General features: G+C 66.6%; 20 protein-coding genes. 13 read left to right on the top strand and 7 right to left on the bottom strand.

Features of this window, described 5'->3' with window-relative positions; translation table 11 throughout:
* Positions 1-245 precede the first annotated feature (245 nt).
* Positions 246-3626 carry a diguanylate cyclase gene (locus tag AC1RKI_RS00500; RefSeq protein WP_227460018.1) on the bottom strand — a complete coding sequence of 1127 codons (3381 nt, stop codon included), beginning with the start codon at positions 3624-3626 and terminating at the stop codon, positions 246-248.
* A 452-nt stretch (positions 3627-4078) separates the two neighbouring features.
* Here AC1RKI_RS00500 and AC1RKI_RS00495 point away from each other — a divergent pair, with 452 nt between their 5' ends.
* From AC1RKI_RS00495 to AC1RKI_RS00475, 5 genes are all read left to right on the top strand, one after another.
* On the top strand, positions 4079-4489 hold the full coding sequence (locus AC1RKI_RS00495; protein WP_490714703.1) for a nuclear transport factor 2 family protein: 411 nt from the start codon (positions 4079-4081) through the stop codon (positions 4487-4489).
* A gap of 194 nt (positions 4490-4683) precedes the next feature.
* Positions 4684-5562 carry a c-type cytochrome gene (locus AC1RKI_RS00490; protein WP_061958967.1) on the top strand — a complete coding sequence of 293 codons (879 nt, stop codon included), beginning with the start codon at positions 4684-4686 and terminating at the stop codon, positions 5560-5562.
* Positions 5563-5725: 163 nt separating this feature from the next.
* Complete coding sequence (locus tag AC1RKI_RS00485) at positions 5726-6184, top strand: (2Fe-2S)-binding protein (RefSeq protein ID WP_061958968.1); 459 nt, start codon at positions 5726-5728, stop codon at positions 6182-6184.
* Between the two features lie 11 nt (positions 6185-6195).
* A complete protein-coding gene (locus AC1RKI_RS00480) occupies positions 6196-8442 on the top strand; it encodes a xanthine dehydrogenase family protein molybdopterin-binding subunit (RefSeq protein ID WP_492794261.1) in 2247 nt (748 codons plus the stop codon).
* A gap of 107 nt (positions 8443-8549) precedes the next feature.
* Positions 8550-9170, top strand: a complete 621-nt coding sequence (locus AC1RKI_RS00475) for a hypothetical protein (RefSeq protein WP_150979466.1) — start codon at positions 8550-8552, stop codon at positions 9168-9170.
* A gap of 110 nt (positions 9171-9280) precedes the next feature.
* Here the strand turns inward: AC1RKI_RS00475 and AC1RKI_RS00470 are convergent, their stop codons facing one another.
* The gene (locus AC1RKI_RS00470; protein WP_490714702.1) at positions 9281-10099 is read right to left on the bottom strand and encodes an anti-sigma factor family protein; all 819 of its coding nucleotides are present in this window, start codon (positions 10097-10099) and stop codon (positions 9281-9283) included.
* A complete protein-coding gene (locus AC1RKI_RS00465; protein ID WP_423782048.1) occupies positions 10086-10709 on the bottom strand; it encodes an RNA polymerase sigma factor in 624 nt (207 codons plus the stop codon). Before AC1RKI_RS00465 ends, AC1RKI_RS00470 begins: the two co-directional genes overlap by 14 nt.
* Positions 10710-10892: 183 nt before the next feature.
* On the opposite strand from AC1RKI_RS00465, the gene AC1RKI_RS00460 reads away from it, so the two are divergent.
* The 5 genes from AC1RKI_RS00460 (at position 10893) to AC1RKI_RS00440 (ending at position 15348) form a co-directional block, all read left to right on the top strand.
* Positions 10893-11786 carry a metallophosphoesterase family protein gene (locus AC1RKI_RS00460; protein WP_227460012.1) on the top strand — a complete coding sequence of 298 codons (894 nt, stop codon included), beginning with the start codon at positions 10893-10895 and terminating at the stop codon, positions 11784-11786.
* Between the two features lie 2 nt (positions 11787-11788).
* Positions 11789-12172, top strand: a complete 384-nt coding sequence (locus AC1RKI_RS00455; protein ID WP_061958973.1) for a cupredoxin domain-containing protein — start codon at positions 11789-11791, stop codon at positions 12170-12172.
* Positions 12173-12444: 272 nt separating this feature from the next.
* Positions 12445-12729 (top strand): ArsR family transcriptional regulator, encoded by a 285-nt coding sequence (locus tag AC1RKI_RS00450; protein ID WP_150979461.1) that lies wholly within the window; start codon positions 12445-12447, stop codon positions 12727-12729.
* Positions 12730-12847: 118 nt separating this feature from the next.
* Positions 12848-14137 (top strand): MASE1 domain-containing protein, encoded by a 1290-nt coding sequence (locus AC1RKI_RS00445; protein WP_244786829.1) that lies wholly within the window; start codon positions 12848-12850, stop codon positions 14135-14137.
* Positions 14134-15348 carry an alpha/beta fold hydrolase gene (locus AC1RKI_RS00440; RefSeq protein WP_061958976.1) on the top strand — a complete coding sequence of 405 codons (1215 nt, stop codon included), beginning with the start codon at positions 14134-14136 and terminating at the stop codon, positions 15346-15348. Before AC1RKI_RS00445 ends, AC1RKI_RS00440 begins: the two co-directional genes overlap by 4 nt.
* A 126-nt stretch (positions 15349-15474) precedes the next feature.
* Here AC1RKI_RS00440 and AC1RKI_RS00435 read toward each other — a convergent pair whose 3' ends face one another.
* Entirely contained in the window at positions 15475-17793 is a 2319-nt protein-coding gene (locus tag AC1RKI_RS00435) for a patatin-like phospholipase family protein (protein WP_492794337.1), read from the bottom strand.
* Between the two features lie 336 nt (positions 17794-18129).
* Between AC1RKI_RS00435 and groES the strand changes: the two genes are divergently transcribed.
* Positions 18130-18420, top strand: coding sequence for a co-chaperone GroES (gene groES, locus AC1RKI_RS00430; protein WP_061958978.1), 291 nt, complete (start codon positions 18130-18132; stop codon positions 18418-18420).
* Positions 18421-18510: 90 nt separating this feature from the next.
* Positions 18511-20154 (top strand): chaperonin GroEL, encoded by a 1644-nt coding sequence (gene groL, locus AC1RKI_RS00425; RefSeq protein WP_061958979.1) that lies wholly within the window; start codon positions 18511-18513, stop codon positions 20152-20154.
* Positions 20155-20348: 194 nt separating this feature from the next.
* Here groL and AC1RKI_RS00420 read toward each other — a convergent pair whose 3' ends face one another.
* Together AC1RKI_RS00420 and AC1RKI_RS00415 are read right to left on the bottom strand one after the other, a co-directional pair.
* On the bottom strand, positions 20349-21137 hold the full coding sequence (locus AC1RKI_RS00420; protein WP_341248620.1) for a metallophosphoesterase: 789 nt from the start codon (positions 21135-21137) through the stop codon (positions 20349-20351).
* Positions 21138-21348: 211 nt separating this feature from the next.
* On the bottom strand, positions 21349-22266 hold the full coding sequence (locus AC1RKI_RS00415) for a LysR substrate-binding domain-containing protein (protein WP_061958981.1): 918 nt from the start codon (positions 22264-22266) through the stop codon (positions 21349-21351).
* An 80-nt stretch (positions 22267-22346) separates the two neighbouring features.
* Here AC1RKI_RS00415 and AC1RKI_RS00410 point away from each other — a divergent pair, with 80 nt between their 5' ends.
* Positions 22347-23618 carry an MFS transporter gene (locus AC1RKI_RS00410; RefSeq protein ID WP_084004173.1) on the top strand — a complete coding sequence of 424 codons (1272 nt, stop codon included), beginning with the start codon at positions 22347-22349 and terminating at the stop codon, positions 23616-23618.
* A 21-nt stretch (positions 23619-23639) separates the two neighbouring features.
* On the opposite strand, the gene AC1RKI_RS00405 is transcribed toward AC1RKI_RS00410, so the two are convergent.
* Complete coding sequence (locus tag AC1RKI_RS00405; protein ID WP_061958982.1) at positions 23640-24176, bottom strand: TPM domain-containing protein; 537 nt, start codon at positions 24174-24176, stop codon at positions 23640-23642.
* Between the last annotated feature and the right edge of the window lie 8 nt (positions 24177-24184).

Below are 24184 nucleotides of genomic sequence, written 5' to 3'. Positions count from 1 at the left end.
GCGGCGGCCGCCTGAATTGCACGACGCGTGCCAGCCGCCGCACGTCTGGATGCAGATGTAAGTCGATGAATACAAAGGGATTTACGATGTGCCCGATAAGGGGTCGTTCGGCAATCCGAACGTGCGGGCAAAACGCCGTCCGGATTTCCGAACGGCGTTGTGGAGCGATGTGATGGCGGATGCGCGTCGCGTGGCGCGCGGCATGATGCGGAGGGCGACGCGCCCGCGCTCGGGCGCACTGACGTTCAGGCGCCGAGGCGGGTCGGGGCGCTTTCGCAAATGTCGAGAAAGGCTTCCAGCGGCATCGGCTTGCCGATCGCATAGCCTTGCGCGTAGTCCACCCCGATGGCGCGCAGCGTGTGCAGCGTGCTTTCGTCCTCGACCCACTCGGCCACCGTGCGCACGCCCAGCCGATGGCCGATGTCGTTGATCGAGCTGACGATCTCGCGATCGACCGCATTGCTGGACAGATTGCGGATGAAGCTGCCGTCGATCTTCAGATAGTCGACCGGGAACTGCTTCAGATAGGCGAACGACGACAGCCCCGAGCCGAAGTCGTCGAGCGCCACGGTGCAGCCGGCGCTGCGCATCTCGGCCACCACGCGGCTGGCGGCGGTCATGTTGTTGATCAGCGCGGTTTCGGTGATTTCCAGCCGGATGCGGTTGGCCGGCAGCACGGAATCGTCGAGCGCGGCGTGCAGGAACGGCAACAGGAACGGCTCGCCAAGCGAATTGGCCGACAGGTTGATCGACACCGACAGCCCCGTCACGCGCGCCAGACGTTCGCCGTACTGATGCAGCACGTTGCGGATCACCCAGCGATCGATATGGCCCATCAGGTCGTAGCGTTCGGCGGCCGGAATAAACGCGCCGGGCATGATCAGCAGGCCCTGCTCGTCGACCATGCGCACCAGGATTTCCACGTGACGGGCGTCGTCCGCGCCGGGATGCAGCGAGCGGATCTCCTGCGCATACAGGCGGAAGCGGTTGGCTTCCAGCGCCGAGTGAATGCCCGCGGCCACTTCCAGTTCGCGGTGGTGACGCCGCGCATCGCTCTCGTCGCGGCGATACACCGACACGCGATTGCGTCCGGCCGCCTTGGCCGCGTAGCACGCCACATCGGCGCGGCTCATCAGTTCGCTGACCGGCGGCACGTCGCTGTCGATGGCGGCGATGCCGATGCTGGCGCCCACGTCGTAGACGCGGCCGTTCCACGGAAAACGCCGCTCGCGCACCGAATCGATCACCTTCTGGCACACCAGTTCGGCGTGTTCGACGGTGCAGTCCTTGAGCAGCAGCGCGAACTCGTCGCCGCCCAGCCGCGCCAGCAGGTCGTCGGGACGCACCTGATGGCGGATCACATAGCCCAGTTCGCGCAGCAGCACGTCGCCCGCGCCATGGCCCGCGGTGTCGTTGACGATCTTGAAGCGGTCCAGGTCGATAAAGCACAGCGCGGCGCGATGGTCGTGCAGGCGCGCCTGCTCGCAAGCTTCACGCAGCCGCTTTTCGAACCAGGCGCGATTGGGCAGCCCGGTCAGCGCATCGTGCGTGGCCGAATGCGCGAGTTCGCGCTGCAACGCGCGCGACGTGGTGATGTCCTGGAACACCAGCACCGCGCCCAGCACGCTGCCGTCGTTGGCCAGCACCGGCGCGGCGGAGTCCTGCACGTCGTGGCGCTCGCCGGTCAGGCTCTGCAGCACCGCGCCTTCCTGCAGGTAGGCGGGGCGCAGCGTTTCCAGGCATTGTTCGACCGGGCTCGGAATGGTCAGGTCGGTGTCTTCGTCGACGATGCGGAACACCTGATCCAGCGTCTGGCCCATCGCCGCGTCCATGCTCCAGCCGGTCAACTGCTCGGCAATCGGATTCATGAACGTGACGCGCATCATGCGGTCGGTGCAGATCACCGCGTCGCCGATCGAGCGCAGCGTGATGTGCAGCCGTTCCTTTTCCTCGAACAGCGCGCGCGTGAGGTTACGCTGCTCGGTGATATCCCAGTTCGTGCCGACCAGCGCGCGCGTGGAGTCGTCCTCGTGGCGCGACGTGGTGGCCATTGCGCGCACGTGGCGGATCTCGCCGGTGGGACGCACGACGCGGTATTCGGTGTCGAAGCGGCGCACGCCGCGGATCGCTTCTCGCATTTCAGCGCTGACGCGGCTGATGTCCTCGGGATGAAGCATCGCGATCCATTGCGCCAGCGTGGGCGGCCCCAGCTCCGGCGGCGTGCCGTGCAGCGCATGCATGCGCGCATCCCAGGTGATCGCGGCGTGCGTGAAATCCCATTCCCAGATGCCCACGCCGGCCGCTTCCACGGCCAATTGCGTGCGCCGCGTCAACTGTTCGAGTTGTTCCTGCGCCAGCTTGCGCATGTGGATGTCCTCGACCTGCGAAATGAAGTGGTGCGGTTCGCCCGTGTGCTCGTCGCGCACCAGCGACACCGCCAGCAGCGCCCACAGATAGTGCCCGTCCTTGTGGCGATAGCGCTTTTCCATGCGGTAGGAATCGATCTCGCCGGACAGCAGCCGTTCCACCTGGCGCAGGTCCGCGGCGAGGTCGTCCGGGTGCGTCATCAACTGGAATGGCAGGTCGCTCAGTTCTTCGGCGCTATAGCCGAGCAGGTCGACCATGGCGCGGTTGACCAGTTGCCAGCGGCCGTCGAGCGTCACCAGCGCCATGCCGATGGCCGAATGTTCGAGCGCCTGGCGAAAACGCCGCTCGCTGCTGCGCAACTGGAGCCTGCTCTCGCGGTTCTGCTCGGTCATGAACGCGATGCAGATCGGAAACACCATCAGCAGCGCACCCGAAAGCGGCACCGAGCGCGACGCCAGCAACGGCAGCCCGAAAGACAGCGCCACCATTTCGGTCGCAATCATCGACAGCAGCGTCAGTAATGCGGTGGCGAACGGGTTGCTGGCCAGCGCCACGATCACCAGCGGCAGGGACATCACCACGAATGGGTCGTGTCCCGCGCTGATCGCGCCGCTGCCGATGCCCACGCAAAGCGCGAACAGCGCGGTCAGGCGGAACAGCAGCGGACGCTGCCGCGAGGCACGCAGGCGCTCGGGCGAGAACGACACCATCAGCGGCAGCAGCAGCACCATGCCGATGGCGCCGGCGTTCCACCAGGTCCACCAGATCGGGGCAAACGACCCGCCATAGGCATCCGCAAGGACCCACGCGCCCAGCAGGCCGCCCGCCGCGGGGCCCACGGCGGCCGCAATCCCCAGCGTCAGCGCGAACGACGTCAGCGAGGCGCCACGGCCGACTGCGCCGCGTCCTGCCATGCTCCACAGCAGCAGTGCCGAGCAGCCGATTTCCAGCCCGTTGGCGATGGACAACAGCAGCGCCACGCCAATGCCATAGCCGGCGATCAGGTCGGCCACGACGTTGGCCGCCAGCATCGCGGCCAGCAGCGCCGGCGCGGCGCGGCGCGGGTGATGCAGCATCAGCCCCAGCCCGAATGCGTTGGCCAGCCACAGGGCGGCGGCGTTGTGCGGCATGCGGGCCAGCCAGATGCCGGCCGAGGCCAGCGCGAAGAATCCCAGCGCCGCCACGATCGGCGGACGCCAGCGCCCGTTGTGGGCCTGCGGCGATAGGTTCGAAGGGGGCGCGGCCGTTTCAGGCGTCATCTCTATCGTGTTCAGTGGGCGCGCGAGGGCGCCGAAAGCGTGGCCGGTACGCGCGCGATGGCCGCACGACGCCCAGCGTAGGTGGCACTGTAGTCGCGCCAGGCGGAATCCGACAGCAAAGATAGGGGCTGGCGAACGCCTTTGTTGGGGCTGGCGCGATCCGCGGAATTTTGGTAAGGCGCGGGCGGGCGCGTGGCGGTGCGGCATGGCCGAGGCGGGCGGCGTTGCGCAAGCTGGCGGAAGCCGGGAAACCCTGGAAGCCGGAAGCCGACGCCAGGGGCCCGCTAGTGGACGGCGGATGGCGGACACGGGCGTAAAAAGTGGAGGCGGCGCGGTGCCGGGTCTGGCATGAATGTCCGCGATTACCCCCCACGTAATCGCGCTGCGGCAGGCTGGTGACGATCATGGAGCCATACCCGATGTTCACCGCTGATTCTCACAAGGAGCACACCATGAGCGAAAACACCGTCAACGCGCCCAACACCGCCCCGGCCCACGTCGTCGATCTCGCCGACCGATATCTGGCCGCCTGGAACGAGACCGACGCCGCCCGCCGTCGCGCGCTGATCGGCCGGACGTGGACCGAATCGGCGGTCTATGTCGATCCACTGATGCGCGGCGAGGGCCACGACGGCATCGACGCGATGATCGCCGCCGTGCAGGCGCGCTTTCCCGGATTCCAGTTCCGCCGCGTCACGCCAGTGGACGCCCATGGCGAAAACCTGCGCTTCAGTTGGGAGCTGGGCCCGGCCGGCGAGGCTGCGCTGGTGGTGGGCACCGACTTCGCCACGCTGTCGGCCGACGGCCGCCTGACCGGGATGACCGGCTTTATCGACCGCGCACCGGCCGGTCTGGCCGGCTAACGGGGCAGGCCAGGGTCCGGATCGAACGGAATCGGCCGGAATCGATCGGGGTCCGAAGCGGGCCGCGCCATGGCGCGGCCTTTCCCTGTGCTGGCCGCCGTCGCGCATCTTCTGTACGATCGCGCACGGAACGCAATGCGCCGGGCCGATCCAATCGGCGCGGAGCCATCCGGCGGCTTCACAGGGGGATACCCATGGACGTCAAGCGATTCTTCCGCATTGCCAGCTCCGCGCTGGTGGCTTTCACGATCTTTGTCGTGCTGGCCGTGGGCGGCACCTACTGGTGGGGCGGCCGCAAGCTGGTCCGCCATATCGACGTGGCGGTGCAGCCGGTGGCGTTGCCCGTCGATGCCAAGGCCATCGCGCATGGCAAATACCTGTACGAATCGCGCGGTTGCATGGATTGCCACGGGGCGGGCGGCGCGGGCAAACAGGTGTTTGACGAAGCCAACGGCTTCCGGGTCCGCGCGCCGGACATCACGCGCGCCAATCCCGACGTGGCCCGCTATCGGATCGAAGACTGGGACCGCGCGATCCGGCATGGCGTGGGGCCCTCGGGCCGACCGCTGCTGGTCATGCCCAGCGAGGACTACAACCGTTTGTCGGACGACGACCTCGGCGCGATAGTGGCGTATGTGCAAAGCCTGCCGCCTGGCGAAGGCAAGCCCGCCGAGATTCATCTGCCGTGGTTTGTGCGCGGCATGTATGGTGCGGGAGTCATCAAGGACGCCGCCGAGAAGATCGACCATAGCCTGCCGCCATCGCCGCCGATCGTCGCCGCGGTCAACGTGGAATACGGCGCTTACGTGGCCAATTCGTGCAAGGGCTGTCACGGTGCCAAACTGCGCGGCGGCAATATTCCCGGCGCGCCGCCGGACTGGCCTGCCGCGGCCAACCTGCGGCCTGGCGGCGTCATGGAAAAATATCCGCAGTCCGCGCAATTCGTGACGATGATGCGCACCGGCAAGCGGCCCGACGGCAGCGATGTCAGCCGCGTCATGCCATTCAGCGCTTTCGAGAAAATGGACGACACCGATCTCAACGCGCTCTATTTGTTCCTGGTGCAGAAATAATCCCTGAAGCGGTGCGCGCCCACGGGTCGAGCGGCGGCGCGCACGCTTTTTCTATTTGCACTATCCTCCACGGGTCCGTCGGGTTGGCCAGGGATCTTGCGTGCCATCGGCCTGGCGGTCTTGCGAATAACCGACTGGGCCACGTACCCAAGGAGCTCCACAAATGACAACCCTCACCCTCAACGGCAAGACCGTGGAGGTGGACGCCGATCCGTCCACGCCACTGTTGTGGGCCTTGCGCGACAACCTCGGCATGACGGGCACCAAGTTCGGCTGCGGCATGGCGTCGTGCGGTGCCTGCACGGTCCATATCAACGGACAGGCCACGCGCAGTTGCGTGATGCCGATCTCGGCCACCGCCGGCAGCAAGATCAGCACGATCGAAGGCATGGGCGACGACAAGGTGGGCAAGGCGGTATTGGCCGCCTGGCTCAAGCACGACGTGGCGCAGTGCGGCTACTGCCAGAACGGCCAGGTGATGAGCGCCGTGGGCCTGCTGCGCAGCAAGCCGCGGCCCACCGACGCCGACATCGATCAGGCCATGGCCGGTAACGTCTGCCGCTGCGGCACCTATCAACGGATTCGCGCGGCCATCAAGGATGCCGCGCGCGCCATCGCCTGAGGAGCACTGCCATGCGTATTCGAGGCATTGAAGCCCTCGCGGGCGGCAGCGGCGCGCCGGTTGCCGGCGCAGACAAAACGGCCGCGCTGTCGCGGCGCAGCTTTCTGAAGATCACCGGACTGGCCGGCGGCGGGCTGGCGCTCGGTATCGCCGGTGTCGAGTCCGCGCAAGCGCAGGGCGCCGCCGCCAAGCCGGCCACGCCGCCGCAGGCGTTCCTGCGCATCGCGCCGGACAACACCGTCACCGTGGCCGTGAACCGGCTCGAATTCGGCCAGGGCGTGCATACGGCATTGCCGATGGCGCTGGCCGAAGAGCTCGACGTCGATTGGCAAAACGTGCGCGCAATGCTGGCGCCGGCCGGCGACGCGTACAAGGATCCGATGTTCGGCATCCAGATGACGGGCGGCTCCACCGCGCTCAATCATTCGTTCGAGCAATACCGCGAACTCGGCGCACGCGCGCGCGCCATGCTGATCAGCGCCGCCGCGCAGAAATGGAAGGTCGATCCGGCCAGCTGCACGACCTCGCAGGGCGTGGTGACATCTGGTGCCAACCGCGCCACGTATGGCGAGCTGGCCGACGCGGCGATGAGCCTGCCGGTGCCGGCGCAGGTCGCGCTGAAGGACCCGGCGCAGTTCCGAATCGTCGGCAAACCGACGCCGCGGCTCGATTCCGCGTCCAAGCTGCATGGCGATGCCGTGTTCGGCATGGATGTGCAGCTCAAGGGCATGGTGGTGGCCGTGGTGGCGCACCCGCCGCGCTTCGGCGGCAAGGTCAAGTCGTTCAACGCGGACAAGGCGCGCAAGGTCAAGGGCGTGGTCGATGTGATGCAGGTGAATGTCGATCGCGGCGGCACGGGCGTGGCGGTAATCGCCAATGGCTACTGGCCCGCCAAGACCGGGCGCGATGCGCTGGAGATCGTCTGGGAAGATACCGGCTCCACGGTCAGCACCGCGGCGCTGTTCGACCAGTACAGCAAGCTCGCGACGCAGCCGGGCACGGTGGCCCGCGCGGCGGACGGCATCGATGGCGCGATGGCCGGCGCGGCCAAGATGATCGAGGCCGAATACCGTGTGCCGTACCTGGCCCACGCGCCGATGGAACCGCTGAACTGCACGATGCAGCCCGAGGTGTCCGGCAACAAGGTGACTGCCGTGAAGGTGTGGGTCGGGTCGCAGTTCCAGACCATCGACCAGGGCGCCATCGCGCGCACGCTGCAACTGTCGCCGGAGAAAGTCACGTTGAACACGATGATGGCCGGTGGCGGTTTCGGCCGGCGCGCGGTGCCGACGTCGGACTATCTGGTGGAGTCGGCCAACGTGCTGCGCGCGTGGGTGGCCGCAGGCCATACCGAGCCGCTCAAGGTGATGTGGAGCCGCGAGGACGACATCAAGGGTGGCTACTACCGTCCGCTGCACGTGCATCGCGCGCGCATCGGCCTCGATGCGCAAGGCAAGGTGGTGGGCTGGCAGCACACCATCGTCGGCCAGTCGATCATCTCCGGCACGCCGTTCGAACCGATGATGGTCAAGAATGGCGTCGATGCGACGATGACCGAAGGCATCGTCGAAAACGACTACGCATTGCCGCTGCAGTTGAACGTGCATCATCCGAAGGTCGACGTGCCGGTGCTGTGGTGGCGCTCGGTGGGCAACACGCACACCGCCTTTGTCAAGGAAACGCTGGCCGATGAAATGGCCACGGCGGCCAAACAGGATCCCGTGGCATGGCGCATGGCGCGGCTCGACGAAAAGGCGCATGCGCGCCATCGCGCCGCGCTGCAGCTTGCCGTGGACAAATCGGGCTACGGCAAGAAGAAGCTGCCCAAGGGACACGCCTGGGGCGTGGCCGTGCACGAGTCGTTCGGGTCGGTGGTGGCGTATGTGGTCGACGTGTCGCTGGTCAAGGGCGAGCCGCGCGTGCATCGCGTGACCGCCGGCGTGCACGCCAATCGCGTGGTCAATCCGCTCAGCGCCGAGGCGCAGATCCAGGGCGGTTGCGTGTTCGGCTTGTCGATGACCAAGCCGGGGTTTGCCATCGAAATCGAAAACGGCGTGGTCAAGAACAGCAACTTCCCTGACTACCCGCCGCCGCGCATGCCCGATGCACCGGTGGTCGATGTGTTCTTCGTGCCGTCGAACGACAACCCCACCGGCCTGGGTGAGCCGGGCACGCCGACCATCGCGCCGGCGGTGGCCAACGCGCTGTTCCGCCTCACCGGCAAGCGCCAGCGTCAGTTGCCGTTCGTGCTGACCTGACGCATCGATCCGGGCCGCGCCAGACCGTTGGCGAGTCCGATATTGACTGTCGCGCTCAAGAGCCCTGCCTGCCGGCAGGGCTCTTTCTTTTTGCGGGCAGTGGCGTCATGATGAGCGTCAATTGCCGCGCGAAGGCCAGCGTCGACAATCCCAGGTTTCATCGGAAAGAGAGGTGGGAGATGCTGTCGCATGATCAATTGCACCGTATCGGAGAAATTTTCGAGGCGCGCGCGCGCATGCAACCCATCCCCGTACAACACGACGGCTATCAAGTCCCCGCCCGCCCTTCGCAGGTCTTCGAACTGCAGCGCAAAAGCGCCGAGCACTATTACCTGCTACCGCATGTACCCGGCGCGCCCGTGCCGCCTGCGCACGGCGTGTTCTTCTACGTGATCCTTGCGGCCGATCCGGGGCGGATCTATTGCGGCGCCCCGCAGGGCTCGCTGGCGGGCGCCGATCCGCGATACGGTGTGCAAGGGCATACGTCCTTGTCCAGACGCGCCGACGTGCTCTATGCCGGCGAGATCGACTTTGACCAAGGCCGGCTCGTGTCATGGTCCAACGGCAGCGGGCACTATTCTCCGCCGCCGACATTGCGCGAGCAAAATCTTATCCCCGCGGTGGCGCGGCTGTTACCGGCGCACCGCTTTATCGACTTCCGCACGATGAAGGAAGAGGCCAGGCGCCAGCGGCTGGAGGCGCGCGGCTACGTCGGAATGGATGGCTGAGCTTGAGCGCCGACGCCCTCCGGCCTGCGTGGTCTCTGTGTACTCACATGACAGCTTGGGTCCCGACATTCGGCTGGGACGGTGGTCCGAGGACAGCGTGACATCAACGCTTACCGGTCCGGGCCCTGCGCGCTGCGCCACGCCTGCATGAACTTGCGCAAGTCGTCCGCCGATGCATCGGTGATGGCCCAATAACGCATCGTGCCGGACGTCCAGCTGTCGATCTGATATCCCTGACGTTCATGCTGCCTGGCGCCACCCGAGCGGTCGGCGGGGATCACAAAGACGTCGATCGGGTGCTGGTTGCGGCGATAGACCAGCACGGCCACGCGCTGACCGTCGACATAATCGAGCCGTCCCCCAACCAGCGGGAAGCCTGCGGACGCGAGGTCGCGCACATCGGGTGCGTAGTCGATGCGTCCGTTGAACCACGGTTTGACCGTGTGCTGGTCGGTGGAGGCGATATCGATGGCGCGATTCGAGATCAGGCCGCGTACGTGGCTGGCAACAATCGCGTTGGCCGCGAGGTCGCCCGGCGACGGCTGCGTGCTGTACTGAAACAGGTTCAGGCCGACGGCCGCGATGGTGCATGCCGCCAGCGCGGCGGTGGCGGCCGGTGGCCATGCAAACCAGCGGCGCCAGCCTTGGCGCATATCGGCGACGTCCTGCGCCGCGATGGAAGAGGCGTCCGGCGAGGCATCGGGCGAAGTGCCCGGCAGCGCTTCCAGAATCCGTGCGCGCAATGCTGCCGGTGCGCGATGATAGGCGGCACCGTGCCGCGTGGCGGCGCGCAAGGCCTGCAGGTTGCGCAGGCTTTCGACGCAGCCGTCGCAATCTTCCAGATGCCGCTCCAGCCGTACGCTGTCCGCCGCGCCGACTTCGCCGTCGGCGGTTGCCTGCAGCAGATGGCGGGCCTCATTGCAATCCATGGCGCGTGTCTCCTGCCGGTTGTGCCGATGCCGGCAATGGTGCGGACGCAGGCCGGGCCTGCGGCGGGGCGCCATCGCGCAGCGCTACGACGGCTGCGGCCAGCATGCGCCGGCCGCGCGCCAGGCGCGACATCACGGTGCCGACCGGAATGTCGGCCACGCGTGCGATATCGCGATAGTGCAGTTCCTCGAGTTCGCGCAACACCAGCACCTCGCGAAAGGCCACCGGCAAGGTTTCCAGCGCGGCATGCACCAGCCGCACGTCCTCCTCACGCAGCAGCCACTGTTCCGGATCGCCCGGTGCGCCGTGCCAGTCCGGCAATGTCGCGCCCGAGGCATCGAGCGCGGCTTCGTCATAGCCGGTTTCCGCCGCCGTCCGGCGCTTTTGCCACGTGGTGAACCACGTATTGCGCACGATTGCCAGCAGCCACGGGCGCGGCTGGTCGCCGCGAAAGCTCCCAAAAAGCCGGAACGCGCGCAGAAACGCTTCCTGCACCACATCGTCCGCATCGCTGGCGTTGCCGCACAGCCAGCGCGCAAGGTTGTAGGCGGCATCCAGATGCGGCAGCACCAGGGCTTCGAAACGGCGGCGCGTGTTGGCGGCGTCCAAGTCAGTCCTTCGGTAGCGGATCGAACGGGCACTGCGGCATGCGTGCATCTCCTTCGTATTACCGGGGCTGCGCCGATTCTATTCCCGCGCCGCGCCGCGCGCCAACGGGGTAGACCCGCAGGGAATAAAACGGCGCGCGCCCCGGTATGACAGGCACGACCCACGCCATGAACGGAGGTTTTCATGCAACGAAACTGGAATCGGCGCGATGTGATGCGCCTGGCTGGCGCCGCGGCGGGCGCCGTGTTCGCCTCCGCCTTGCCGGGCTGGGCCGCCGGCCGCGACGAGGATTTCGTGTTCGTGCAGTTGTCCGACGCGCACTGGGGCTTCGAAGGGCCGCCCAATCCCGATGCGCGCGGCACGCTGCCCAAGGCTGTCGCCGCCGTCAACGCGCTGCCGCAGCCGCCCGACTTCGTGATGTTCACGGGCGACCTGACCCACACCACCGACGATGCCGCCGAACGCCGGCGCCGCATGCGCGAATTCCGCGACATCATCGCGCCGCTGCGCGCCGGCGCGGTGCACCTGATGCCTGGCGAGCACGACGCCAGCCTAGACAACGGCGAGGCGTATCGCGAACTGTTCGGGCCCACGCACTACACCTTCGATCACAAGGGTTTGCACGCGATCGTGCTGGACAACGTATCTGACCCCGCAGGGCAAGTGGGCGAAGCGCAACTGGCCTGGCTGGCCGATGATCTGTCGAAGCAGCGGCGCGACGCGCGGATCGTGGTGTTCACCCACCGGCCGTTGTTCGACCTGTATCCGCAGTGGGATTGGGCCACGCGCGATGGCGCCAAAGTGATCGACACGCTGATGCCGTATTCCAACGTCACGGTGTTCTATGGCCATATCCACCAGGAGCATCACCGCATGACCGGACATATCGCCCATCACGCCGCGCGGTCGTTGATGTTTCCGCTGCCGCCGCCCGGATCGCAGCCGCGCCGCCTGCCGGTGCCGTGGGACGCCGCGCATCCCTATCAGGGGCTGGGTTGGCGCGAGGTGGCGGCCACGCCGGCGGCGGGACCGGATGCGTTCCGGCTGGCCGAGCAGCCGGTCACCGGACGGGGCTGACCATGACGACGCCCGTTTTGTGCGGCAAGCCGGTCGGGCGGCGCACGGTGCTGGGCTGGATCGCCGCCGCCGTCATGGTGCCGATGATCCGACAGGGCGATGCGGCGGCGCCGCGCGTGATCGCGATGCGCGCGCGCCGTTTTGTCTTCATTCCAGACCGCATCGTCTTGAAGCCCGGCGAAACCGTGCTGCTGGCGATTACCGCCGAGGACGTGATCATGGGATTTTCCGCGCCCGATATGCACGTGCGCGCCGACCTGCCGCCGGGCAAGGCGGTGCAAGTGCGGCTGACCGCGCCCACCAAGCGCGGCAGCTATGGATTCCTGTGCGACATCTTCTGCGGATCGGGCCACGAGAGCATGGGCGGCACGATCGACGTGGCATAGCGTTGGCCGGCCGCGAGGCTGGGGCCGCCTTGCCTCGCTCTGTTCCGGCGCTTCTCCATGCCGTGGATTGGCGCGCCTGCAAACGGCCGTTCGCCGCGCGGCGGCGGCCGGGGAGGATGCCGGGCCGTAAATCGATCGTCTGACGCAACAGGCAGTGATTGCGCGTCGTATGCGCGATACGGCCGGCTTATTGGCGCTTATTTCCGACGTGCGATGGCTCGTAGTGGTGCATCATCGATGCCTACGCGGCAATTCCATCGACGGAGAAGAACATGGAGACCCAGGAAAGCACCCTGACCCTAGCGTTGCTGACGGTGCCGGCCCGTGCAGCAATCTGCCGCGCCCTGCTGGAGGCGGGCGACGAGGGCCAGCCTGCCATCGCCCTGGCGACCGCCGCCGGGTTGACGGTGCGGCGCGCGGCACATTTCTTTCAGGAAATGGTGCAGGCCGACGTCCTGTCGCTGGTGATCCGGGACCGCCAGGTCTGCTACGTGCTCAAGGCGCGTCGGGCCGTGCGCGAGGCGCTCGAGTACGTCGATCGCAGCGGCTTGAACTGATTGTGCTTTCTTCTGCGCAAAAACGGCCCGTCCCGGTCAACTGACGGGCCGCATTTCCCGTTCATTGAGGGCGGCGCCTGCGTGCGCCGTACCTTGCCTTGCACCCAGGAATCCAACTGTGAATCTATCGAACCGGATCGTCACGCTGCCGTTGTGGGCGGTCCTGTATTTCGTTTTCGGCTACGCATCGCACAAGATCAATGGGCCATTTGCCGCCACCGGCTATATCTGGCTGCCTGCCGGTGTGTCGGTGGCAGCCTTCATGCTGGCGCCGGCGCGCCGCTGGGTGGGGCTGGGTCTGGCATTTCTGGCCGCGCAGATGCTGCTGGGCGTGGTGGAAGGGCGCGACGCGTTCCGCATGCTGTTGTTTTCGCTGGACGAGATCGGCTTTGCGGCGCTGGCCGTGGCGCTGGTCCACATGATGCAGTTTTCGCTCGAAGGGCTGGCGTTCCTGCGCGGACTGCTGCTGGCGGGCGTGGTCAGCAGCGTCGGCGGCGCGGTCTTCGGCGCGGGCTGGTTCTGGCTGTTCATGGACGTGCCGTTCTGGCCCACCGCCAAGGTGTGGGCGGCGGCCGACTTCGTTGGCGTGCTGATCGTCACGCCGGTCTTGGCCGGATGGGCGCGCTTCAGTGCCGCACGCTCGGGCGGGCGCCGCAGCGGCGAATTCGTGTTCGGCATCGCCGCGCTGCTTGCCGTGCTGGTCACCGCGGCGGTCGTGTTCGACGGTACGCGCGTGGTGCGATTGTCGCTCGATGTGTCGTACGCGCTGACTTATATCCCGCTGTTTTTCACGGCCATCGTTGCGCTGCTGCTGGGCGGACGGGGCGGATCGATCGCCGTGGCGCTGCTGTCGGCGCTGGTGCTCGTCAACACCGCGCAGGGCGACGGCCCCTTTGCCGACACGGCCGTCTATCACGGCTATTCGCTGCTGGTGGCGCAGTTGTACCTGGCCGTCGCGGCCTTGCTGACGCTGTTGATCAGCACGCTGAGCACGGCGCGCCAGCAATTGCACGAGCAGGCCGCCAGCCGCCAGAACGACGTCGAGCTGGCGCTGGCTGCCAGCGGGCAACTGGTCTACAACCTCGATCCGCATAGCGGACGGCTGCGCTGGAGCGGCAGTGTCGAACGCGCGTTTGGCCTGGCCGAAGCGTCGCTGGCCACGCTCGACGACGTACTGGCGCGCGTGCATCCGGACGATCGCGCCGAGGTGCGCCGCCGCTGGCTGCGCGAAAGCGACGGCGAGGCGCGCGGCGACCTGACCTTCAGGCTGATGCTGCCGGCCGGGGCCGTGACGACGGTGGTCGACATGAGCGGCCCGCTGCTCGATGGGGATGATTCGGTGGCGCTGATTGCCGGCGCCTGGCGCATCGTGTCCTCGCATGACACCGAGGGACGGCGCGCGGCATGACGATCGACCCGGCTCCGCGTACCGGAGCCCTGCTGATCCACGGTCTTGGCGGCACACAGTACGACCTCGGGCCGATGCACAAGGTGCTGCGGCGCGCGGGCGTGGAAACGCACGCGGTGACGCTGCCCGGCCACGGCGGCACGCCCGCGGATCTTCTTTCCGTGCGGGCCGAGCAATGGATGGCGACGGTTGCCGAAGCGTATGACGCGCTGGTGGACCAGTACGAAACCTTCCACGTGATCGGCATGTGCATGGGCGCGCTGCTGGCCGTGGCGTTGTGCGAACGTCGCCAGCATCGCAAGGGGAGGCTGGTGGCCCTGTCGACGCCGGTCTATATCGACGGCTGGTCCACGCCGCCGTACCGCTGGCTGCGCCATGTGGTCTATCGCCTGCCGCTGCTGCCGGCGCGCATCCGGGTGGAGGAAAACGAGCCGTTCGGCATCAAGAGCGATCTGGTGCGCGCCGTGGTCAAGGCCAAGTTCGAGCGCGGCGACAATTTCCATTACCGCTGGGTGCCGCTCACCTGCATCCGCCAGGTCGACCGGCTGCGCCGCTGGGTGCTCGACGGTGCGCGGCGCGTGCCGTGCCCGACGCTGGTGGTGCATGCGCGCGAGGACGAACTGACCTCGACGCGTTCGGCCGATTTCCTGCTGACCAACGTGCCGCAGGCCACGGGCGTGATCGTCGAGAACAGCTATCACATGATCTGCGTCGACAACGATCGGGAGCAGGTCATGGCCAGCGTGCTCGACTTTCTCGGCCTCGACGCATCGGCGGGCCGCATGCGCGCGCGGCGCGCGGTCGAAGCGCCGATGTCGGCCGAAGCGGTGGCGGCACTGGTGCACGACTACCTCGCGGCGCTGACCACGCGCCATTTCGAAACGCTGTACTCGCAACTCGATCCGGACATCGTCTGGACACACCTCGGCAATCATCCACTGGCCGGCGAATACAACGGCCGCGATGCCGTGATCGGCCTGTTCCAGCGGATTGCCCAACTGAGCGGCGACACGGTGCGCATCGACGTGGCGGGCGCGCCGCGCATCGACGGGCAGAACGTGGAAGTCGATATCGCCGTGTCGTACCTGCTAGACGGCGTGCCGATGCAGGGCCACGGCACGCAGACACTGCGGCTGCGCAACGGCCGCATCGGCGCGGTGCAATACCGCTCGGCCATGTCCGAGGCCAGCGCCGAGGCGCTGCCGGGCTAAGCCGTCGGTGGGTTCGACGGCGGGTCCGGCCGCCGGCCGGCGCATCGCGTGCTATGCCGCCGAATCGCCCGACTCGCCCGAATCGCATGGCCGATTCCCCGCCGATACACCGGCTGCCGCGACGACCTAGAACACGCGGCCCAACTGCAGATAGACGTTCCACACACCGGCCGGCGCCGCCGCAAAGCCGAAGTAGAGCGGCCCGATCACGCTGTTGCCGCCGATGAACACGCTGGCGCTCGACTTGTACGGGCCGCTGCCGAAGTTGCGGCGCGTCAGCCAGACATCGCCGACTTCGAGGCTCGATCCAAAGACCGTGGTGCGCAGGCCGGGCAGCACGAATTCGCGCAACTCGTTCAGGTAGGTCAGGCGACCGTACAGCAGATAGTTGCCCGAGAACTGGTCCGGCGCGTACGCCGACAGCCGCTGGAATCCACCCAGCGTGAAACCCAGTCCGCCGCTGACGCTGCGGTCGGTGCGATGGTCGTTGTAGGTCATCGCGCCTTCGGCGGCGATATTGAGCGTATGCCGCCCGACACTGCCAGCCCACAACGCCTTGGCGTGCACATCGTCATAGGTGTTGTTCGCGCCGCCGAACGAAAACTGGTTCACCGCAAACAGGTAGTAGCCCTTGCGCGGATAGAGCGGATCGTCGAGCTGGTCGATGGTCAACTGGGCGCGTACCACCGGCTGCCGCACGTAGCTGTTGTTGAACTGGCCGCCGCGTGCGTTGGTCAGCAGGTAATCGGAGCGGTAGCGCACCTGCTGGTAATTTGCGCCAAGCCGGAAATCTCCCAGACGGCCCAGCGGCATGCCGAGGTCAAGGCCGGCTATCGCCGTGTCGACGCGCACGGCGGTCACCGGCGTGGCGTTGCGGTCGCGGCTGTTGTCCGGATAGATGTCGACATGCTTGCGGCCATATTCCAGATACGGCGCCACATAGAAGCCCAGGCGGTCGAACACCGGCTGGCGCAGTTCGGTATGCCACTTCGCCTGGTTGCTGCCCAGCACGATATCGTTGCGCCATTCCAGCCCGCTTTGGGTCAGCCACGGATAGCGGTGGCCTAGTTGCAGGTTGAACGCGCCCTTGCCGTCGAAGGTGGTGGACATGCCGAAGCCGAACAGCAGGAATTGCGGTCCCCACGATTTTTCCTGGGCGTCCACCTTGAGCACGGTGCGTCCGTTCTCGGTCACCGCGTCCTGCGTCACGCTCTCGAAATCGCCGCTGGTGGCCAGCTGCGTCAGATCGTGATTGATCGCGGCGGTGTCGTAGCGGTCGCCTTCGCGCGCGCGCAGGTACTGTTTCACATAGGACGCCGGGATGCGGCCCGACGTGTGGACCTCGATCGCGTCGATATGGCGCGGGTCGTTGGCGGCAACATGGGTGGCACGCGCGGTCAGGTAGTTGTCCCACGCTTCGCGCGGCAGCGCCAGCGCGGCCAGCCTTGGCGCCATGGCCTGCGCGGCGTCGTAGCCGCGCTGCACGCTGTCCTTGGCGTGCGAGAAATCGGCAAACGACAGCGTGCCCAGGTCCGGTTCCAGCAGGATGTCGCGCGCGCCGAGCAGCGCCTTCTGCTGCGCCACGTTCTGGTTGGTCAGGATCGTCACCATTTGCTGCGTGACGGCCGCGGGCGAATCGAGCGTGGCAGGATCATCCAGCGGCGTGGCGACGTTGACGGCGATGATCACCTCGGCGCCCATGTCGCGCGCCATCTGCACTGGCAGGTTGCTGACCAGGCCCCCATCGACCAGCGTATGGCCATCGAGCCTGAACGGCGCGAACAGGCCGGGCACGGCCACGCTGGCCCGGATCGCGCGCGGCAGCGAACCACGGCTGAGCACCACTGGCGCGCCGGTGCCCAGGTCGGTGGCGATGGTCCGGAACGGGGTGGGCAGCGTGTTGAAATCGACATCGCCGGGCCAAGCGGCGGTCCAGTCCTGCAGCAGCGTAAACAGCTTGTTGCCCTGCACCAGGCCCACCGGCAGCTTGACGCGGCCGTCGCCGATCCCGGCGGAGATGCCGATCGGATACTGGAAGTCATCTTCGCGCAGCGCCTGCGGCAGCTGCGCGCGCTCGTTGCGGTCGAACACGATGTCGCTCAGATTGGTGCGCGACAGCCGCGCGTCGAGTTCATCGGCTGACATCCCGCTGGCGTACAGCCCGCCTACCACGGCGCCCATGCTGGTAGCGGCAATGCAGTCGACCGGCACGCGCATGCGCTCAAGCGCCTTGAGCACGCCAATATGCGCATAGCCGCGCGCGCCGCCGCCGGACAGCACCACGCAGACCCGCGGGCGGGCGCCGTCGGGTGCGGCCCGCGCCGCTTGCGGGCTGGCCGGATCCTGCGCGTGGGCCTGCCGCATCGCGACCAGCGCGAGCAGAAGGCAAAACATGGCAAGACAGCGCGACGCGATGCGGCGCTGCCCGATGGCGAGACTTGACATGACGATGGCGTCGGACGGGTAAGGTGCGGTGGGACGAGAGGCGGTGCGCGGCGCGCGCGGCGCCACACAGGCAAACGCGGCGGCGGGGGTTTGCGACGACACGCCGGACGCCTCGCAGGGTAGGGTGTCGCGGGGATCGACGCAATTCCCACGCGGCCTCGGGTATACCCCCATTAAGTCGTTGTCTTGAAAACGACTCACCCCGTCCCTATAATTAGCACTCCCTGGGGGAGAGTGCTAACAGCCGACCCCGGCGGTAGACTGAAAACTTGATGGCCGCCTGACCATGACGGCCATTTGTGAATCAAATCTCACTTTTTGTATCTAGGAGTCCGTATGAACCTGCGTCCTCTGCACGACCGTGTGATCGTGAAGCGTCTGGACAACGAAACCAAGACCGCGTCCGGCATCGTGATTCCCGACAATGCAGCCGAAAAGCCCGATCAAGGCGAAGTGCTCGCCATCGGCCCGGGCAAGAAGGATGACAAGGGCAACAGCATCGCCCTCGACGTCAAGGTGGGTGACCGCGTGCTGTTCGGCAAGTATGCCGGCCAGGGCGTGAAGGTGGATGGCCAGGAACTGCTGGTCATGCGCGAAGAAGACATCATGGCTGTCGTCAACAAGTAAGCGACGCCGGTCTCTCGTTTCAGTCGTACCCAATTTTCAGATCGCCCCGCCCAGGCGGGGCGCTCCATCCCAGATTCGGAGATTCAGAACATGGCAGCAAAAGACGTAGTGTTCGGCGACGCCGCACGTGCCAAGATGGTCGAAGGCGTGAACATCCTCGCCAACGCAGTGAAGGTGACCCTGGGCCCGAAGGGCCGCAACGTGGTGCTGGAGCGCAGCTTCGGCGGCCCGACCGTGACCAAGGACGGCGTGTCCGTGGCCAAGGAAATCGAACTGAAGGACAAGCTGCAGAACATGGGCGCGCAGATGGTCAAGGAAGTGGCTTCCAAGACCAGCGACAACGCCGGTGACGGTACCACCACCGCAACCGTGCTGGCCCAGTCGATCGTGCGCGAAGGCATGAAGTTCGTTGCCGCCGGCATGAACCCGATGGACCTGAAGCGTGGCATCGACAAGGCCGTTGGCGCCGCCGTCGAAGAGCTGAAGAAGCTGTCGAAGCCGACCACCACCAGCAAGGAAATCGCCCAGGTTGGCGCCATCTCGGCCAACAGCGATGCATCGATCGGCGAGCGCATCGCCGAAGCGATGGACAAGGTTGGCAAGGAAGGCGTGATCACCGTCGAAGACGGCAAGTCGCTGGCCGACGAGCTGGAGGTCGTGGAAGGCATGCAGTTCGACCGTGGCTACCTGTCGCCGTACTTCATCAACAACCCGGAAAAGCAGGTTGTCGCCCTGGACAACCCGTTCGTGCTGCTGTTCGACAAGAAGGTCTCGAACATCCGCGATCTGCTGCCGGTGCTGGAGCAAGTGGCCAAGGCTGGCCGTCCGCTGCTGATCATCGCTGAAGACGTGGAAGGCGAAGCCCTGGCCACGCTGGTGGTGAACAACATCCGCGGCATCCTGAAGACCGCCGCCGTCAAGGCCCCGGGCTTCGGCGACCGCCGCAAGGCCATGCTGGAAGACATCGCCATCCTGACCGGCGGCACCGTGATCGCCGAGGAAGTCGGCCTGACGCTGGAAAAGGCTACGCTGCAGGACCTGGGCCAGGCCAAGCGCATCGAGATCGGCAAGGAAAACACCATCATCATCGACGGCGCGGGCGATGCAGGCGCGATCGAAGGCCGTGTGAAGCAGATCCGCGCCCAGATCGAGGAAGCCACCTCGGACTACGACCGTGAAAAGCTGCAAGAGCGTGTGGCCAAGCTGGCCGGCGGTGTTGCCGTGATCAAGGTTGGCGCTGCCACCGAAGTCGAAATGAAGGAAAAGAAGGCCCGCGTGGAAGATGCACTGCACGCCACGCGCGCTGCCGTGGAAGAAGGTATCGTCCCCGGTGGTGGTGTGGCCCTGCTGCGCGCCCGCGCTGCGATCTCGGCACTGACCGGCGACAACGCCGACCAGAACGCCGGTATCAAGATCGTGCTGCGCGCCATGGAAGAGCCGCTGCGCCAGATCGTGCTGAACGCCGGTGAAGAGGCTTCGGTCGTGGTGGCCAAGGTCATCGAAGGCAAGGGTAACTACGGTTACAACGCCGCTTCGGGCGAGTACGGCGACCTGGTGGAAATGGGCGTGCTGGATCCGACCAAGGTGACCCGCACCGCGCTGCAGAACGCCGCTTCGGTGGCTTCGCTGATGCTGACGACCGACTGCGCCGTGGCCGAAACGCCGAAGGAAGAGTCGGCTCCGGCAATGCCGGGCGGCATGGGTGGCATGGGCGGCATGGAAGGCATGATGTAATTCATGCCGGACTGCCGGGCCAACCAGCCTGTCAGAAAAAACCCCCGAGTGGCGCAAGCCCTCGGGGGTTTTTCTTTATGGCGGCCGCGCCGGGGGTGAAGCGGCGTGTCGATGAAGTTGCTGGCGATGCAGAAATCGATGCGCCCGAGAGCGCCGACGCAGCCGTTGCCTGCGCCGCGCCGTTGGATTGCCGCTCAGAGCTCGACCACCTTGCTCCAGTCGAAGACCGGATTCTCGGGCGCGCCGCTGCGCCGGGAAATATAGCCGCGCGGATTGCAGACCACGCGGGAGTCGTCGATCCAGTAGTCGAAGCTGGTGTGGGTATGGCCGTGGATCCAGAGATCGGCTTGCGCAACCAGATCGGGACGGCGCGACAGGAATCCGGCCGACACCACGTCGTGCGCATATCGGGCGTCGAGGCTGCCGAGGTCGGGGCCGTGATGCGTGACCACCACGGTCTTGCCATCGAACGGCTGCGCCAGCGTTTGTGCCAGCCATGCCGTGGCCGCCTGGTGGCGTGCCAGCGCGTCAGCGGGCGTGAACATGCGGTGCTGGCCGTCGTCGCCCGCCGTCGCGATCAGCCGATGGTCGACCATCACGCGCGAACAGGCCTCCATGGCCTCGTCCATGCGGTTCTCGCCATACAGGCAGTAGTCGGTCCACCATGTGGTGCCGATCACGCGCACACGCTGGCCGCGGGCATCCTCGATCACGGCCACGTCGCCGTTCAGCAGCGTGACGTTGCCCGATTCCGCCGCGCCGTCCGCCATCAGGCGGTCCACCTTGTCGAACGCACTTTCGTAGTATTCGTGATTGCCGGGCACATAGACCACCGGCGCACTGAACGCGCCCGCGGCCCAGTCGATGCCGTCGCGGCCGTTGGCGATATCGCCGGCCAGAATGACCAGATCGGCCGCGCAATCGGGCACGGCGTCGGGCGTGTTGTGTTCCAGATGTATGTCGCTGAGGATGCGTAACTTCATGGAATTTCCCGCGCAGTGGCAATGACGTGCGGTCGATTCTTCGAAAAAAAGACGGCCTGGTCAAGACCAGGCGCATAAACAAGCGCAGCGTACGGTCCTGCGGGCGCCGACTCTTTCCGTTCCGAATCCTCGCGCCAAATGTGACGCTTATTGTTAGACGTAGGAAGCGTCCGCTATGTCCACATAACGGACGCCATAAGCGAGAGATGTTTCAGGTGCGAGACGGCCATGTCGATTCTGCAACCTGCTCGCGCAGCCACGCATGAAAGCGCTGGATGGCCTTTTCGCGCGGATTGCCTTCGCGCCATGTGACCCAGTAGTGCAGGCTGGACGGAATGCGCGTGGTGCCGATCTGCACAAGCTGTCCGCTGGCCAGATAGTCGTGCGCCAGTTGCGCCCGCGCCGTGGCCACGCCCAGTCCCGCCACGGCCGATTGCAGCATCAGGCCGGCGTCCTGGAAGATCGGGCCGCGCTCGGGTTCGTCGGGCGGCAGGCCGGCCAGTACCAGCCAGTCGCGCCATGGCCGCAGCGCAAAGCGCAGCATCGGCAGGTTGGGCAGATCGGCGATGGTGAAACCGGGATACCGGGCCAGCAGGGCGGGGCTGGCCACCGCGATCACATGGTCTTCGATGAGGTTGTGGCACTCGAATCCGGGTAGATCGACACGCTGGTGCCAGATGCCGACATCGACGGAATACGGATCGGGCGGCGAAATTTCCGCATGCAGTCGCAGATGCAGATCCAGTTCCGGCGCTTGCGCGTGGAGGCTGGGCAGCCGCCGGATCAGCCAGGCGTTGGCCAGATCGGCCATCACGCTGACCTGCAGCCGCACCACGGGCGGGGCGGCGACGTCGCTGGCTTCGCGTAGCGCCGCCTCGAGCTGGTCCAGCGCGCCGCGCACCTGTTCGGCCAGCCGTGCGCCGGCGCTGGTGGGCGTCATCGACAGGCCCGTGCGCCGGAACAGCTTGGTGCCGAGGTTACTCTCGAGCGCGCGGATATGGTGGCTGATGGCGCTGTGGGTGAGCGCCAGCTCTTCGGCTGCACGCGAGAAACTGCGGTGCCGCGTGGCGGCTTCCAGTGCGCGCAAGGCCTGGAGCGGAGGTAGGTGAGGAGGACGGTTGGCAGCCATGGTTTTCCATAAGTCGTCAAATTCTACTCACAATTGCTGCGGGTATCTTTCGCTGGTCTTGCACCACGACGGTGATCACAATGCTGGGCATGAATGCATCCACCGTTAATTCCACGCGTTCGGCCACTTCGGCCTCGCAACCCCATCACGCCTCACCGGCACGCTGGCGCGTGCTGGCTTTCTTTTCGCTCGGCTTCCTGGTGTCGTACATCTTCCGCGGCGTCAATCTGGGCTTCGCGCCGTATCTGACGCGCGAACTGGGACTTACCGCGGGCGACCTGGGTCTGCTCACGAGCTTCTACTTCCTGGGCTTTGCCTGCGCGCAGTTGCCCGCCGGCATTCTGCTCGACCGCTTCGGGCCGCGCCGCACCGAGGCCGTGCTGCTGATGCTGGCCGTGGCCGGGTCGCTGGTGTTTGCCACCGCGCCTGGCATGGCCGGGCTGGCCGCCGGTCGCGCGATGATCGGCGTCGGCGTTTCGGTGTGCCTGGGCGCGGCGATCCAGGCGCTGTCGATGTGGTTTCCGCTCTCGCGCATGCCGCTGCTCAACGGGCTGGTGATGGCGATCGGCGGCCTGGGCGCGGTGGTGGTCGGCACGCCGCTGTCCTGGCTGCTGTCGTGGACCGACTGGCGCACGGTCAGCGTGGGCATGGCGGTCGTGTCGTTCGGCATGGCCGTGCTGCTGTGGTTCGGCGTGCCCGACGTCAAGCGCGTGGGCAAGGAGAGCTTTGCCGAGCAGATGCGCGGCACGCGGCAGATTCTGGGCAGCGAGCGCTTCTGGCGCGTGGTGCCGCTGACGCTGCTCAATCAGGGCATCTTCCTTGCCGTGCAGACGCTTTGGGTCAGCGCCTTCATGCGCGACGTGCAGGGGCTGGCCGCGGGCGAGGCGGCGCGGCTGGTTTCCGTGATCGGCATGGCCATGATGGCCGGCTGCGTGGGCGCCGGCTGGGCCGCACGCCATCTGGAGCGGCGCGGCATCAGCCTGTATGCGTTTGCCGGTTTCGGGATGATGAGCTTCATCGTGATCCAGTTGCTGCTGATGGCACGGCTGCCGTTTGTGCCGCTGAGCCTGCTGTGGGGCGCCTACGGCGTGTTCGGATCGAGCGGCATCCTGACCTACGCGCTGCTGGCACGGCGCTTTCCCGATGCGTTGATCGGGCGCGCCACCACGGCGATGACGCTGACGGTGTTCCTGGCCACCTTCGTGTTCCAGATCGGCATCGGCTTCGTGCTCGACTTCTTCCCCGCCACGGGCGGCCACTATCCGGTGTCGGCGCACATGATGGTGTGGGCCGGACTGGTCGCCGTGCAGGTGCTGGCCGCGATCTGGTACCTGATGGAAAAACGCCCCTAGCGTTTCGGGCGCTCCTGCCGCCTACAGGATGATCGGGCGGTCGTCGAGTTCGTTGGGATTGCGGCCAGCATCGGCCGGAAAGTGCTCGGTCAGCAGCGCATGGATCTGGGCGATGGCGGCGAGCACGGGTTTGACCGACAGGTCTTGCGCCAGGCCCTGCGCCAGCGTATTGCAGATGCCGTGCCAAAGGCGCGGATCGACGCGGGCGTCGATGCCGCGATCGGCCAGCAGTTCGACGGCGTGATCGGCGAGGTTGATATACAGCAGCACGCCCGAGTGATCCTCGGTATTCCACACTTCTAGCGCGCCGAACAGTGCGCGGGCGCGATCGCGCGGCGACGCGCCGCGCCACGCCAGCGACAGCGGCAGGCTGGCCTCGATCACCACGCGCACTTCGCCGCGATGATGTTGTTCGCCCTTGTGCACGGCCACCTGCAACTGGTGTCGCGCGTCACGCGGAAACGCCTTGCGCGCCGTCCGCGTGCCATGGCCGAGATGACGCAGCGTGCGCTTGAGCGAAAGGTGCAACGGCGGACGCGGTGCAGAAGTTTGTTGCATCGAATGCT

This window comes from Cupriavidus sp. GW822-FHT06G04 (assembly GCF_058799075.1).
The sequence above is the reverse complement of the archived record's forward strand: the minus strand, read 5'-3'. Positions and strand labels throughout refer to the sequence as shown.

Coding starts and splice junctions, on each gene's coding strand:
- AC1RKI_RS00500 (WP_227460018.1), bottom strand. CDS start 3,626: ATGACGCCTGAAACGGCCGCGCCCCCTTCGAACCTATCGCCGCAGGCC.
- AC1RKI_RS00495 (WP_490714703.1), top strand. CDS start 4,079: ATGAGCGAAAACACCGTCAACGCGCCCAACACCGCCCCGGCCCACGTC.
- AC1RKI_RS00490 (WP_061958967.1), top strand. CDS start 4,684: ATGGACGTCAAGCGATTCTTCCGCATTGCCAGCTCCGCGCTGGTGGCT.
- AC1RKI_RS00485 (WP_061958968.1), top strand. CDS start 5,726: ATGACAACCCTCACCCTCAACGGCAAGACCGTGGAGGTGGACGCCGAT.
- AC1RKI_RS00480 (WP_492794261.1), top strand. CDS start 6,196: ATGCGTATTCGAGGCATTGAAGCCCTCGCGGGCGGCAGCGGCGCGCCG.
- AC1RKI_RS00475 (WP_150979466.1), top strand. CDS start 8,550: ATGATGAGCGTCAATTGCCGCGCGAAGGCCAGCGTCGACAATCCCAGG.
- AC1RKI_RS00470 (WP_490714702.1), bottom strand. CDS start 10,099: ATGGATTGCAATGAGGCCCGCCATCTGCTGCAGGCAACCGCCGACGGC.
- AC1RKI_RS00460 (WP_227460012.1), top strand. CDS start 10,893: ATGCAACGAAACTGGAATCGGCGCGATGTGATGCGCCTGGCTGGCGCC.
- AC1RKI_RS00455 (WP_061958973.1), top strand. CDS start 11,789: ATGACGACGCCCGTTTTGTGCGGCAAGCCGGTCGGGCGGCGCACGGTG.
- AC1RKI_RS00450 (WP_150979461.1), top strand. CDS start 12,445: ATGGAGACCCAGGAAAGCACCCTGACCCTAGCGTTGCTGACGGTGCCG.
- AC1RKI_RS00440 (WP_061958976.1), top strand. CDS start 14,134: ATGACGATCGACCCGGCTCCGCGTACCGGAGCCCTGCTGATCCACGGT.
- AC1RKI_RS00435 (WP_492794337.1), bottom strand. CDS start 17,793: ATGTCAAGTCTCGCCATCGGGCAGCGCCGCATCGCGTCGCGCTGTCTT.
- groES (WP_061958978.1), top strand. CDS start 18,130: ATGAACCTGCGTCCTCTGCACGACCGTGTGATCGTGAAGCGTCTGGAC.
- groL (WP_061958979.1), top strand. CDS start 18,511: ATGGCAGCAAAAGACGTAGTGTTCGGCGACGCCGCACGTGCCAAGATG.
- AC1RKI_RS00420 (WP_341248620.1), bottom strand. CDS start 21,137: ATGAAGTTACGCATCCTCAGCGACATACATCTGGAACACAACACGCCC.
- AC1RKI_RS00415 (WP_061958981.1), bottom strand. CDS start 22,266: ATGGCTGCCAACCGTCCTCCTCACCTACCTCCGCTCCAGGCCTTGCGC.
- AC1RKI_RS00410 (WP_084004173.1), top strand. CDS start 22,347: ATGCTGGGCATGAATGCATCCACCGTTAATTCCACGCGTTCGGCCACT.
- AC1RKI_RS00405 (WP_061958982.1), bottom strand. CDS start 24,176: ATGCAACAAACTTCTGCACCGCGTCCGCCGTTGCACCTTTCGCTCAAG.